The 14,513-nt window shown below is 43.6% G+C and carries 10 protein-coding genes; all 10 read right to left on the bottom strand.

Annotated features, from left to right (window positions below):
• Nucleotides 1–98: 98 nt before the first annotated feature.
• The gene (locus M9H69_RS02795; protein ID WP_250315838.1) at nucleotides 99–3,491 is read right to left on the bottom strand and encodes an SIALI-17 repeat-containing surface protein; all 3,393 of its coding nucleotides are present in this window, start codon (nucleotides 3,489–3,491) and stop codon (nucleotides 99–101) included.
• Between the two features lie 337 nt (nucleotides 3,492–3,828).
• The gene (locus M9H69_RS02790) at nucleotides 3,829–4,809 is read right to left on the bottom strand and encodes an acetylxylan esterase (protein WP_250315837.1); all 981 of its coding nucleotides are present in this window, start codon (nucleotides 4,807–4,809) and stop codon (nucleotides 3,829–3,831) included.
• Nucleotides 4,810–5,126: 317 nt separating this feature from the next.
• Complete coding sequence (gene recG, locus M9H69_RS02785; protein ID WP_250315836.1) at nucleotides 5,127–7,142, bottom strand: ATP-dependent DNA helicase RecG; 2,016 nt, start codon at nucleotides 7,140–7,142, stop codon at nucleotides 5,127–5,129.
• Nucleotides 7,143–7,160: 18 nt separating this feature from the next.
• Entirely contained in the window at nucleotides 7,161–8,264 is a 1,104-nt protein-coding gene (gene alr, locus M9H69_RS02780; RefSeq protein WP_250315835.1) for an alanine racemase, read from the bottom strand.
• The gene (acpS, locus tag M9H69_RS02775; RefSeq protein ID WP_250316159.1) at nucleotides 8,254–8,616 is read right to left on the bottom strand and encodes a holo-ACP synthase; all 363 of its coding nucleotides are present in this window, start codon (nucleotides 8,614–8,616) and stop codon (nucleotides 8,254–8,256) included. The genes alr and acpS overlap by 11 nt, the downstream gene beginning before the upstream one ends.
• Nucleotides 8,617–8,660: 44 nt before the next feature.
• On the bottom strand, nucleotides 8,661–9,692 hold the full coding sequence (locus tag M9H69_RS02770; RefSeq protein WP_250315834.1) for a 3-deoxy-7-phosphoheptulonate synthase: 1,032 nt from the start codon (nucleotides 9,690–9,692) through the stop codon (nucleotides 8,661–8,663).
• A gap of 1 nt (nucleotide 9,693) precedes the next feature.
• Nucleotides 9,694–10,725: a 3-deoxy-7-phosphoheptulonate synthase gene (locus M9H69_RS02765; protein WP_084940561.1), complete on the bottom strand. Its 1,032-nt coding sequence runs from the start codon at nucleotides 10,723–10,725 to the stop codon at nucleotides 9,694–9,696.
• Between the two features lie 79 nt (nucleotides 10,726–10,804).
• Nucleotides 10,805–13,318, bottom strand: a complete 2,514-nt coding sequence (secA, locus tag M9H69_RS02760; RefSeq protein ID WP_001274107.1) for a preprotein translocase subunit SecA — start codon at nucleotides 13,316–13,318, stop codon at nucleotides 10,805–10,807.
• Between the two features lie 142 nt (nucleotides 13,319–13,460).
• Nucleotides 13,461–13,751 carry a hypothetical protein gene (locus M9H69_RS10380; protein ID WP_350027870.1) on the bottom strand — a complete coding sequence of 97 codons (291 nt, stop codon included), beginning with the start codon at nucleotides 13,749–13,751 and terminating at the stop codon, nucleotides 13,461–13,463.
• A gap of 131 nt (nucleotides 13,752–13,882) precedes the next feature.
• Nucleotides 13,883–14,479, bottom strand: a complete 597-nt coding sequence (locus M9H69_RS02755) for a LemA family protein (RefSeq protein ID WP_250315833.1) — start codon at nucleotides 14,477–14,479, stop codon at nucleotides 13,883–13,885.
• Between the last annotated feature and the right edge of the window lie 34 nt (nucleotides 14,480–14,513).

Genomic DNA, 14,513 nt, shown 5'->3' with positions numbered 1-14,513 from the left:
CTCTTATGATTTCGAATCAACCTGAATGTCATCAAAAAAGATAGCAGGCTTGAAAACCTGCTATCTCTTCTGAGACTTGCTATAATAGCTTTTGCTTATTATTCTTTTCTCTTCTTTCCAAATGCAAAGAGTGATAAGAGGACTCCCGCAAGGCCAAGGGAAATTAGTGAGCTGGTTCCCTTGCTTCCCGTATTTGGAAGTTCATCTTGTTTAGCTGCTGGCGCTTGATAGGTCACATCTTGGCCTAGAGACAGTTTGTTGTCTGCAGCTGCCAATACTAGATTGGTGTCTCCCTTGTACTCTGGCACTTCATGGACTGCTGCCTCAGCGCCATTGACTCCACCCTTATACTCTGGCAAGTCATTTGAAGCTGCCAAGACAAAGTTAGCACCTCCGCTATATTCTGGAACCTCGTTTGAGGCTGCTTGAACTGCATTCACTCCTCCTTTAAATTCAGGAATCTCATGGACTGCTGCCTCAACTGCATTGACACCACCTGTGAATTCTGGTTTTTCTACCGTTGGAGCCGGTTCTTCACCTACCGTTGCCAATGGACCGGTGTACTCTGGTACCTCTGCTACAGCCGCTTCTTCTGCATTGACACCACCTGTGAATTCCGGTTTTTCTACTGTTGGAGCTGGTTCTTCACCTGCTGTTGCCAATGGTCCAGTGTACTCTGGTACCTCTGCCACAGCGGCTTCTTCTGCATTTACACCTCCCGTGAACTCTGGAACTTCATGGATAGCAGCTTCACTGCCATTAATACCATCGCTTAGTTTAGAGCCAGCTAAAGAAACTGGTAAATTGTGCATGCTTTCAATTGCACCCTCTGCAAGACCTGTAATCCTTTGTCCCATATCCTCTGGATCTATTGTGAATAGGAGAGTTTTTGTATCGTACTGGGTCATAAAGGTTGCTGTCTTGCCATTTGCCAATTGAAGGGTCGGAGCCTTGTTTACCAATACTTCCGAATCGAACTCCATAGCAATGATACCTGGCCATTTTTGGATAGCATATTTCACTTTTGCTTCTTTAGGAGAAATTCTTTCCTTGGTCAAGAAATCCCAGTTGAATTTCTTGAAGGAAAGTGTGTATGGAACACCTCCAGGAGCATGGTGTTCGTATAAAAGTCCAAATTCATCTGGCCCGATTTGTTGGAGTGAGTTATAAGCATACTCACCTTCTTGAATCAAATGGTGGTGCAACCAAGTTAGCTGACCATCTTCTTCTACACGAGCCACTCGAATATAACCATTTTTACGACCAGGACCATTTGCATTTGCCAAGAGAATATACTCTTTGCCATTTTGAACCGTGTGAGTCGCAGCCATTTGAACATAAACGTCTGGCACATCGTAGCGTTCAACGTTATTGTCCCAAGTTAGACCACCATCATGACTGGTTGCAACCTGTAGATCTTCTGTCAACCCACGCATAAAGAGTTTGAGGTCCCCATTGTTTAACTGAACAACTGAAGCTTCCGTATTTTGAGCATAATAATTACTCATGGTACTTGAATCGACTACTGTACCATCATAAAGTGTACGATTGTCGTTGACACCACCACCCATATGCCATGTCTTACCATGGTCGTCTGAGTAGATGATTCGAGATGATTGAGAACCATTGAGGTGGTTAGCCCGGTTGGTCGTATAGACAGGAACGACGATTCGACCTTTATGTGGTCCAGTACGAAGGGTAATCCCCACTCCAGGACCTACTCCTAGGAATTTCATCCAATCGGCTTTGACCATCGGAGTAATATCTTGAGGCGCTGACCAGGTCTTCCCGTCGTCATCGCTGTAAGACATCCATAGGTAGCTATCCTTCGCAATTCTAAATGGAGAAGTTTTGTTTGTTGTGAAGTAGATATTGCCCAGTAGCTGGTCACCCTTGTATAGATCACCCTTGTCGCTATAGGCCGGTTTAACAGGTTCTACAACAACACGGTAGTCTGTTGCTTTACCATCTGGAGTGTAAACTGTACCATTTTCTCGAATAGTATAAGCTTCCTGTTCACCTTCTCGATAGAGGAGTTGATAGGTTTTACCATTGATTTCTTTGTAGGCTTCTTCTTTTTGCGAAGACATTCCAAAGATTCCTTTTCCTTCTGGGAACATGTCATAAATGGCAAAGATGCGTTTGGTTTCAGGATCTTGAGTCAGGGTCATATCGATATTCACTGGTGAACCGATTGATGGGTCAGAAGCTTTTGGATTGTCACGTAAGTTGGTAATGGTTACTCGGTCACCCCAAGTTTTACCATTATCTTCACTACGTCTGATGACCATACCGATATCTCCCCAGTCACTCGAATGGAGACGGCGTTCATCTGCACCAGCGATTAAAGTTCCTTTATCTGTCTTGAGCAGAGCTGGAATACGATAACTCTTGATTCCGTCTTTATTTGGTTGATTGTTCCTACCACCTTCAAAGACGTCTTCTTTCTCAGTAACTTTTGCTCCCTCAGGAAGTTTCTGTTCCAATTCACCTCTTTCAAATAATTGACTCCGTGTTTGAACTTCATCTGGGCTTAAAGCACGATCGTAAACAGTTAGGTTTCGAACTTGTAGGTTTGATGCCCAAACTGTTTTATTGCCCCGTTTGGTTGCTCCAAGTTGAGCTTGATTAACATCTGGCATATCTTTGATGAAGTTACCAGATTTGAGACTTGTTCGAGATAAGACACCGTTCACATAGAGACGAACTCGACCATGAGGTAACTCTGCTGTCGGTTGTTCGACAGTAAAGGTCACTGAATTCCATTGTCCAGGGCGAACTTTCAATGGAGCATCTGTATACTTATCGTAGAACTGCTCCCCGTTAGCGCCACGCCCTTCAATAAGAGCTGTATTATCAAGGACAGACATAGTAAAGTACTCATTTTCCTTGGTGTCACTGGATACAGAGAAGAGATTATAAAAGCGTGGAGCTGATGCATCTGGTTTGAACTCCATGTGAACTGTAGCATTTTTTAGTTGCTTTAGTTTATTTAGTTCACTTGATAAATCAACTCTCTGACCATTTGCTGCATTGGTTTCAACATCTTCTTTTTCAAGGACAGGATTAGCATTTTTTAAATCTCTTGAGTAATAGTCACGAGGAATAGCACCCTGATCCTCTGATTCCTCTTCCTTATTTGCTTCTTCTGCAGGGGTTTCGGTAGAGGATGGGGTTTCTGATTCTGCACTCTCATTTTTTTTCAAGTGATCTTGGTCCACCTCAACGCCGTTGTCTTGTGCTGCTGCCAATTTACCAGCCAAATCCTTATCCAAATGAGCAAGATCTCCCGAGGACGCTTCTTTTGGCAATTCTGATAAACCTTGACCAGGTTTGACAGTTTCTGTATTGGCCCCTGCTGCATTGGCTTGCTCTTGAGCTAAGACTGGATTTGCTCCAAATACCACTGTAACAATCACTACCGATGCTGCACCAACTGCAAATTTTCGAATTCCGTATCGCTGTTTCCGATCTAAAGATTTGTAATTCATGTTTGTCCTTTCACTTTTCATAAAATAAAGCGCTTTCTTTTTCTTTAAAAATTTTTATTGTCTCTCAAGAGACAAGTTTTTACAAGAAAGTATCCAACTTAATGAGAGCTCCCAATCCTCTCCCATTTTCTGCTGAGCTCGAGTTTTTAATCACCCAGCAGCCTTTTTCCTCCTTTCACAAGTGACTTTTCCTTTATTATACAATAAAGTCTTATATTTATATCTGTGTTCCCACAGAATAGATTTTACTTTTAAGGATATTTTAATATTTTAATTTTTCTAAAAGTACTTTCAGGTTTTGGACATAAAAAAGAGAGCTCCTGGGCTCTCTCATTCATTATCTTACGTACTTAAAAGGAATCTCGCTGCCACAGAGCCAGTTATAAACTTGGTCATTGACAAAAACATTCATGGCTTCGTGAGCATACTCTGGCATGATGCGATAGGCCTTGTCACAGGTCAGACGGTTGTATGTCGCAAACTGAGTAATAGGATAGCAAACATCGTCATCCAAGCCCGTAATCATCTTGACCTCACCTTGAATGCGATGGGCAAGATTTTTCACATCGATATAGGCAAGGGTCGCCATGATTTCCTCTTCTGTTTCATGGAAGGGATCGTGGAACTTGAAATATCGGAAAAGTTCATCATAGGCCTCGCTGGTATTGCCAATCTCGAGCACCCGTCTAAAGTCTGACAAGAAAGGATAGATGGCAACTGTTTTCTGAATCCGAGGATTAAGCGCTGCTGCAACCAGAGCTAAGGCCCCTCCTTGTGACGCACCATAGCTGGAAAGCCGATTCTCATCTACCTGAGGCAGACTAGCAATAATTTCGATCAACTGATAAATATCCAGATAGACATCCTTATAAAAGAGATGATCCCGACCTTCCACAGCACCACGGATGATATGCCCCTTAACGGTATTCCCTAGAGGAGAACGCAAGCCATCTTGCGAATAACCTGACTGGCCTCGAACATCCATAGAAACAACCCCGTAACCAGCCACGGTGAAGGCCAGCATGTCGGCCCAGTCCCAACCACGTCCCATATAGCCATGAAAGTGAAAGATTAGGGGAACTTTACCCTCACTCTTTGGAAGGACGACACGTGCGTAGACCTTGCCTTCATTGGTTCCTTCAAAGGTTAGCTCATAGCACTTGACTTGAGGAATATGAAAATCCCTTTCCTCCAACTGGTAGGCAGGAAGAGAGGAAACTTTTTTGACCTCCTCATCCCAGAAAGCATCAAAGTCCTCTGGAACCTCATCCCTTCCTTTATAAGTCTTGATTTCTTCTAGAAAATCTGGATTTTTCATAGAATGCTCCTTTTGTTTTGTAATCGCTATCATAACTCTAGCATATCTAGAAAAGCAATGCAAGAAAGAATGGGAAACAGAAAGTGATTTTAGATTCTCCTCCCTCAAACTGATCGTCTGAAAGTAGTTTTAAAAATAAAAAGAGCGTTTCCGCTCTCTGTGTATCAATAGGTGCTAGCTCCTTTCTCTAGTTTGACGGTTTGGAATTTCTTTTGGTAGGTTACTTTAATAGTCATGTGAGAATCCTCGTTTCTTTTTGATGACTCTAGTATAAGACCCAAACCTAAAAGCTAGCTTATAGATTTCTTAGAAAAGGCTTAATCCAGATGTTCTCTCTTCTCTAGGTGGAGAGCAATCATGCGCCACTCCGGATCCTCTTTCCAACCTTCTATCGAACTAATGTAGCTGGCAACCTTTCTGGCTTCTTCTAAAATAGGAAAGTCTTCGATAATATCAGCCACTTGAAACTCTGGAAGTCCTGACTGTCTGGTTCCAAAAATCTCACCCGAACCACGCATTTTCAAATCCTCCTCCGCAAGGACAAATCCATTGGTCGTTTCTGTCATGATGCGCATGCGGTCCTTCCCAGAGTCCGTCTTGGGATTAGCCACAAGAACAGCGTAAGACTGCTTGTCCCCCCGACCGACACGACCTCTGAGCTGGTGAAGCTGGCTGAGACCGAACCGGTCTGCATCCATGATAATCATGACAGTCGCATTGGGAACATTGACCCCAACCTCAATAACCGTCGTCGAAACCAGAATATCCGTTTTTCGCTCTTTGAACTCCTGCATAATCTGGTCTTTTTCGTCACTCTTCATCTTACCATGTAGAAGAGCCACTTCGGCCTTACCAGCAAAATGAACCGTCAACTCCTCAGATAAGGCAATAGCATTTTTCAGATCCAGAGCTTCAGATTCTTCGATTAGGGGAGAGATGACATAGGCTTGGGAACCTTTTTGAATTTCCCCCTCTAGCCAAGTCAAGACCTGAGGCAGTTGCTCATGCTTGATCCAGCGAGTCACAATCGGCTTCCGCCCTGCTGGCATCTGGTCAATAATGGAAACATCCATATCGCCAAAGGCTGTGATAGCAAGCGTCCGGGGAATGGGAGTCGCCGTCATCATGAGAACGTCTGGATTGTCTCCTTTTTCCCGCAGAACACGCCTTTGGCCCACACCAAAACGGTGCTGCTCATCAATAATAATCAAACCAAGACGAGCATAATCAACCCCATCTTGTATCAAAGCATGGGTTCCGATAATAAAGTCAGCCTCACCCTTGGCAATGGTCTCCAAGACTTCTCTTTTTTCTACAGCTTTCAAGGAACCTGTCAAGAGAGCCAGTTTCAAGTCTGGAAAAAGGTTCTGTAAACTCTCAAAGTGTTGCTCCGCAAGGATTTCTGTCGGAACCATGAGAGCCGCCTGGCAGCCAGCCGTCACCGCCGCAAACATGGCCAAGCCAGCAACCACAGTTTTTCCGCTCCCCACATCCCCTTGTAGGAGACGATTCATGTGATGGTCGGACTTCATGTCGGTCAAAATCTCCTGCAGACTCTTTTCCTGAGCTTGGGTCAGGGCGAAAGGCAGATTTTCTTTGACAGCCGTTACTTTTTCCTGAGACCAGTTCAGAATCAGACCGCTTCCCTGAACTCTATTTTCAGACTTGAGCGTCTGCAACTGCATCTGAAAATAAAAGAGTTCCTCAAACTTGATACGGCGAAGGGCCTGCTTGTATTCTGCCAAATCCTTAGGAAAATGCATAGCGCGGACAGCCTGGCAACGAGACATGAGTTTGTATTTATCAAGTAAAGACTGGGGAAGATTTTCCTCAATCAAGAGGTCTAACCCCTGATCAAAGGCCGTTTTGATGACCTTGACCAGACTGGCCTGACTGATTCCTTGAGCCAGTCGATAAACAGGTTGGAGGTCATCTTCCACCTGAGCCAGAACCTTCATCCCAGTCAGACTGGCCTTAGCACGGTCCCATTTCCCAAAGACAGCAAGGGTTGCACCCAACTCTATCTTATCAGCCAAATAGGGTTGGTTAAAAAAATTCACCGCAAAAACGACTTCTCCCTGCTTGAGGCTAAAACGTAGGCGATTGCGCTTGAAACCATAATACTGGACACTAGCAGGAGTCACGACTTGACCAGACAGAACCGCCTTTTCCCCATCTTCCAGATCTAGCACCTGCTTGGTCTTAAAGTCTTCATAACGGAAAGGAAAGTAGAGCAAGAGGTCTTGTAAGTTTTCAATTCCTAGTTTGGCGTATTTTTCGGCTGACTTTGGTCCCACACCAGGCAAGACATGCAAGGGTTGATGTAGATTCATGCTCCACTCCTTTCTTTTCTAATGATATTCTCTCGGAATGCGATCGCTGAGAAGACAGACCACCTCATAATTAATGGTTCCGCGGTAGGTCGCTACCTGAGTTGCTGTGATTTTCTTGTCGCCGTTGGAGCCAATCAGGGTGACTTTGGTTCCCAAAGGATAAAGCTTAGGCAGACGAATGGTGATTTGATCCATAGAAACCCGTCCGACAATTGGGCAAGCTTGGCCATCTACCAAGACGGAGAAATTCTGCATATCTCGTGTCCAACCATCTGCATAACCGATTGGCACCGTCGCGATGACTTGCTCGCTATCTGCCTGATAGGTCGCTCCATAGCCCATACAAGCTCCAGCAGGAACAGTCTTGACATGGACCAGGGCAGACTCCAAGGTCAAGGCTGGAGTCAAGTCATAAGGCAAGGTCAGAACCTCTCCACTTGGATTGAGACCATACATGGAATCTCCCATACGAACTGCATTGAAAATAGTCTCTGCATGCCAGAGGGTCGTTGCCGAGTTGCTGGCATGAACCAGCTCTGGAACTTCCTTCATACTTGCCAAAATAGCTTTAAAGCATTCTAACTGCTGATTAAAGTAGGTATCTGATTCCTCATCTGCAGTCGCAAAGTGGGTAAAAATTCCTTCAACGCGAGCACCATGTTGCTTGAGCAAGTCTTGAGCCAGATCAGCTTCACTGGCCTCTCTAAAACCAATCCGTCCCATTCCTGAATCAATCTTGAGGTGGACAGTCAAGCCAGTTAAATCTGCTTCCTTGTCTAACAGCGCTTGAATCCACTCCAATCCTGCCACTGTCAAGGTGATATCGTATTCTTTAGCCAGAGAAACGGCTTCTAGCTCAGAAACTCCTAAGATGAGGATTTTCTTGTCAATTCCTGCTTGGCGCAACTCAATAGCTTCATCAATATTGGAAACGCAAAATCCATCAACATCATCTTGGATAGCAGTGGCAACAGCTACCGCCCCATGTCCATAAGCATTAGCCTTGACTACTGCAAATTTGAGCGTACCATTAGGGATATGACTTCCCATTTGTTGTATATTTTGTCGAATAGCTCCCAAACGAATCAGAGCCTTGGTTGGTCTATGTGGACTAGCTTTCATGATTTTCCTCCAAAATGACACTGGCTGTCACAAACTGATCTGTATGGCTGATTGACAGCCAAATTTTTCCTGAAAATGGCGCCTGACTAAAATAGGGAGCTCCTCTTTCATTGTTCAAAACTTCCAAATCCTGAAAGGTCAGTTTGCCAATTCCTGTCCCCATAGCCTTGGAAAAAGCCTCCTTAGCTGACCAGCGACCGGCCAAGTATTCAATCTGTCTGCGCCCTTTGAGACTGGCAAAGCGCTCCATTTCTTTAGGTGTCAGCACGCGCTTAGCAAAGCCCTCACGTCGTGTAACTGCACTTTCTATCGAAGCTAATTCTTCGATGTCAATTCCGTGTCCAACTATCATACTCACAAAAGGAGTTGAGATTCCCCCAACTCCATCCTTTTCACTTATTTTGTTAAGGTAGTATAAATTTCTTCTACCAAGGCTACTGTATTTTCCCAACCTAGACAAGGGTCAGTTATGGAGCAGCCAAAGACCTCTGGTTGATTTTGGCGGCCATCTGCTAGGTATGATTCGATCATAAAGCCTCGAACCGTCTTTTTAATCTTTTCATTCCAGTCACGATTCAGCAAGGCTTGACGAACAATGCGAATTTGTTCCATATACTGCTTGCCCGAATTGTCATGGTTGGTATCGATGATAATGAAGGGATTTTCAAGTCCCATAGTCTCATAGCGATTGATGGCATTTAAGAGGGTTTCATAGTAGAAGTTGGGTTCATTTTTACCATATTCGTTCATGGCACCGCGAAGAATAACGTGGGCCAAGGGATTTCCTGAAGTTTCCACTTCTTGGCCATGGTAAAGGAAGGTTTGCTTGTTTTGAGCTGCATATATGGCATTAAACATGACCCCAAGGTTCCCAGATGTTGGATTTTTCATCCCAACTGGAGCATCAATTCCAGAAGCTACAAAACGGTGTTCTTGGTCTTCCACTGAACGAGCCCCTACAGCATGGTAGCTGACCAGATCATCGACCAAAACGAGATTTGACGGGTAGAGCATCTCATCAGCTGTCGTCAAACCAGTCTCCGTAACCACACGGTAGTGCAACTGACGAACAGCTTGCAAGCCATTAATCAAGCTTGGAGCTTTCGAAGTATCGGGCTGATGAACCAAACCCTTATAGCCATCTCCATTGGTACGAGGTTTAGCTGTATAAACACGCATCACGATAAAGATTTTATCCGCAACTTTTTTCTGCAAGTCTGCTAAGCGGCGAGCATATTCGAGTACTGCTTCTTCATTGTCCGAAGAGCAAGGCCCCATCACCAAAAGGATTCGGTCATCCTCACCCGAAATGATGGCTGCCAACTCTCTATCGCGGACTTCTTTTTTTCGCAATGCTTCAGGTGACAACTGGGTCTCAGCCTTGATTGCTTCAATATCAATTTCTTGACCTTTTTCGATAAATGCCATCTTACTCTCCTAGCGTTTGGTAAATTTCGCGAACAAGTGCTTCTGTGTTGTCCCAGCCTAGACACGGATCTGTAATGGACTTACCAAAAACTTCAGGTTCATTTTGACGTCCATCTTCTAGATAGGACTCAATCATAAAACCACGAACGTATTTCTTGATTTTCTCATTCCAGTCACGGTTAATCAAGGTCTGACGAACGATACGGATTTGATCCATGTACTGCTTGCCTGAATTGTCATGATTGGTATCAATGATGATAAAGGGATTTTCTAAGCCCATCTTTTCATACTGGGCAATGGTATCCATCAAATTGTCATAGTAGTAGTTAGGAATATTTTTCCCGTATTCATTCAAGGCACCACGAAGAATGGCATGGGACAATGGATTCCCCGTTGTTTCCACCTCTTTACCGAGGAAGAGGAAACTCTGTTTATTTTGCGCTGCATAAATCCCGTTAAACATAACATTGAGATTTCCAGATGTGGGATTTTTAAATCCTGTTGAGAAATCTGCTCCGCTCGCTACAAAACGGTGCTGTTGATCCTCTACAGAACGAGCTCCAACAGCCATATAAGAAATCAAATCATCCACTAGCGGAAGATTTTCAGGATAAAGCATCTCATCCGCTGTTGTCATGCCAGTCTCAGAAATAACGCGGTAATGTAAATGACGAACAGCCTTGATTCCATTGATCAAGCTAGGTGCTTCTTTAGCATTTGGTTGATGAATCAAGCCCTTATAGCCGTCTCCATTGGTACGAGGTTTAGCCGTATAGACACGCATGACCATAAAAATACGATCTTTGACCTCTTCTTGCAAAGCAGATAGACGCTTGGCATACTCGAGAACCGCCTCTTCATTATCAGATGAACATGGTCCAATCACCAAGAGAATACGCTGGTCTTCCCCACGGATGATGGCTTCCAATTCCTGATCACGTTGATTTTTTCTCGCAAGAGCCGCTCCCTCTAATTTAGACAAGGCGCGAACTTCTTCAATGTTAATTTTAGGACTTTTAGCTGTAAATACCATGATTCATCTCCTTATAAAGCAAACGGACACCAAGCAAAAAATGATTTTTACCAAGTATCCGCCTGTATCTTATCTCATATTATTGTCTCTTACCATGACAATTCTTGAATTTCTTACCAGAGCCACATGGGCATTGATCATTTCGTCCAATTTGGCTCAAGTCCACATCTTTTGGAAGCTGAGTCTGCTGCGCTGCGATATTACGAGTCGCAGTTGTACTGATATTGTGTTCAGTTTGAGGACGTTCCTGTTCGTGGATTTGTGCTTTCATCATCAAGCGAGTTACATCGAATTCAATTGATCCAATCATGTCATTAAACATGCGGAAACCTTCTGCTTGATATTCTACAACAGGGTTGTTTTGGGCATATCCACGAAGACCAACAGCATTTCGCAACTGGTCAAGAGCATCGATATGGTCTGTCCACTTGTTGTCTACAACACGTAGAATCAAGACCTTCTGGAACTCTTTCACTGCTTCTTCATCACGAAGTTTGGCAACTTGGCTATCATAAACCTTCAATGCACGTTGATACAGTTCATCTTTGATGGCCTGATCTGACAGACCTGCAAAATCTGAACGGCTGATTGAATCTTCTGGCAGCAAGTTATATTTAGCAAAGTTCAAGATTGCTTCCAGTTTTTCATCTTCTTTCGAACGAGCATGCGCATCTACGATTCGGCCAATGGTACGACGGATCATAGCATGGATTTCTGGTGCCAAGTCACGATCTGCAGTAATGACATCATAACGTTGTGCATAGATGATTTCACGTTGTTCACGCATAACATCATCGTATTGAAGGACTTGTTTACGAGTGTCGTAGTTGTTTCCTTCTACACGTTTTTGAGCTGCTTCAACCTGACGCGTCAACATGCGAGATTCGATAGCTTCGTCAGACATGTTGAGGCGTTCAAAGACACCCTTCAAGCGTTCTGAACCAAAACGTTTCATCAAATCATCTTCAAGAGACAAGTAGAATTGTGACTCACCTGGGTCTCCTTGACGACCTGAACGTCCACGAAGCTGATTATCAATACGACGACTTTCGTGGCGCTCTGTACCAATGACGCAAAGTCCACCAAGTTCACGAACCCCTTCACCAAGCTTAATATCGGTACCACGACCGGCCATGTTGGTTGCGATAGTAACTGCGCCACGCTGACCAGCGTTCATGATGATTTGCGCTTCTCTGTAGTGGTTCTTCGCATTCAAGACTTCGTGAGGAACACCTGCCTCTACCAGTTTCTTAGAAAGAAAGTCACTCGTTTCAACTGCAACTGTACCTACCAAGACCGGCTGACCTTTTTGGTGACGAGCTTTTACATCTTCAACTACAGCCTTAAATTTCGCATCAAGACTGGCATAGAGAAGGTCTGAGTGGTCGATACGTTGGATTGGACGGTTGGTTGGGATTGGGATAACACGAATGTTGTAAATTTCGCGGAATTCTTCTTCTTCTGTTTTACCAGTACCTGTCATACCTGCCAATTTCTTATACATACGGAAGAGGTTTTGGTAGGTGATAGAAGCTGAAGTCTTCGTCTCATCTTGGATTGGCACACCTTCTTTGGCTTCAATCGCTTGGTGCAAGCCGTCAGAGTAACGACGACCTTCCATGGTACGACCTGTAAATTGATCGACGATTAGGATTTCCTGTTCTTCGCTAACCACATAGTCAATATCAAGAATCATGATATAGTTGGCACGGAGGGCATTGTCGATAAAGTGGGTAAGAGCTACGTTTTCGACATCATAGAGATTTTCCAGTTTGAAATAGCTCTCAGCCTTGTCAATCCCAGAATCAGACAAACCAATCGTCTTAGACTGAATGTCAATAATATAGTCATCCTTATCCAAAGACTTCACAAAATGATCCGCCATATGGTAGAGTTGGCTAGTCTCAACTGCATTGGCACCTGAAACGATCAAAGGAGTACGAGCTTCATCGATCAAGATCGAGTCAACCTCATCGACCAAGGCATAGTTAAGCGGACGCTGTACCATGTTTTCTGCACGAACGACCATATTGTCACGAAGGTAGTCGAAACCAATCTCTGAGTTGGTTGAGTAGGTAATATCACAGAGATACGCTTCTTTTTTCTCCATTGGAGATTTGGCTGCTAAGTTAATCCCTACTGACAGACCGAGCCATGAGTACAATTCACCCATCTCAGTCGCGTCACGTTCTGTCAGGTATTCGTTGACAGTAACTACGTGAACCCCTTTACCTGCAAGGGCATTGAGGTACACCGGCATGGTCGCCGTCAAGGTTTTCCCTTCACCAGTACGCATCTCTGGAACGTCACCATGGTGAAGAACAATCCCACCCATGACCTGAACTTTATAAGGGAAAAGCCCAAGGACACGTTTTGCTGCTTCACGGACTACCGCAAAAGCCTCATATAACAGCGAATCAAGTGATTCCCCCTTATTGTAGCGTTCTTTAAATTCGTCAGTTTTTGCTTTTAGTTCTTCGTCCGACATTGCGGCCATTTGGCTCTCATAGTTAAGAACCTTATCAGCCATCTTTTCTAGACGACGAAGTTCTCCTTTATCATTTTCGATAATTGTTTTTAAAATATTAGCCATTATTTTCCTTACTTTAGATTCTGAATATTTTAGAATGTTCTTTTAATTTTAGCATATTTACCATTATTTTTCAAGAAAGAATCCTTGTTTTACAAGGAGAAAAAAGGGTTAGAAACTAGTCTAGTCCATCATTATTTTATGTTTAATTTCCCAAGAATGCAGGTAATATCCCAAAATACCAAAAGAGATTAATCCAGAAGGCCATGCATAATAGCACTCCCAAGAGAAAGAGACTGATTTTTTTAATCAGTACGGAGTATAGGATGGATAACACACCAAAAACCACAAAGAGTTTTTTCATAACGAAATAATAAATTGAAACTCCCCCCACTTGCCAATCCCAAGGAAGGAAAAACATGAGGAACCAGAGAAAGCAAATCGTAAGAATATATCTCTTGTAGTGCGCTTCAAGAAAGGCTTTTGTTTTCTCCATAGCAGACCTCCATTTCAGTCACTGTCTCTTCCCATTTATTATACCAAAAAAACCTGGAAAAGGCTTTCCAGGTTTGAGTTTGAAATCACTAGTCATACTAGAGAAATCCCTTTATTCATAGTCGATTCACTTTATTGACTTGATGAAGATGTTCCAAAATCGACTTTAGGAACTGTCTTGGCTTCTTCTGTTTCTTTGAAGGTTTCAGCTTCTTTAAAGTTCATCATATTCGCAAAAAGCACGGTTGGGAAACTTCTCAACTTTTGATTGTACTCGGCTGCGACCTTATTATAATCCTTGCGTGCTACAAATATTCGATTTTCACTTCCTGAAAGTTCGACCATTAGTTGCTCAACATTGTGATTGCTCTTGAGTTCTGGATAATTCTCCGTCAAGGAAATCAAGCGGGAAAGAGCAGAGCTCAATTCTCCCTGAGCCTTTTGGTTTTCTTCCGAAGTTACTGAGCTACTACCGATTTTAGCTCTAGCATCAGCAATCTTGGTAAAGACTTCGGTTTCATGTTTCATTTGTCCTTTAACGGACTCCACCAAGTTACCAATCAAGTCCGAACGACGTTGGAGGGCTGTAGAGACATCGGCCTGTGCCTGCTCCACTTTAGTCTGTTCACCAACCAGACCATTATAGGTCGTCACTGCGGAACAACTTCCCAGAACTAGTAGTCCAAAGAAAATCGCCACTATTGAGAGAATTACTTTATTTTGTTTCATATCAAAACCTTAACACTTTCTTTTATCAACTTTT

The organism is Streptococcus oralis, assembly GCF_023611505.1.
Classification (GTDB): domain Bacteria; phylum Bacillota; class Bacilli; order Lactobacillales; family Streptococcaceae; genus Streptococcus; species Streptococcus oralis_CT.
This window is presented reverse-complemented; position numbering and strand designations above follow the sequence as displayed.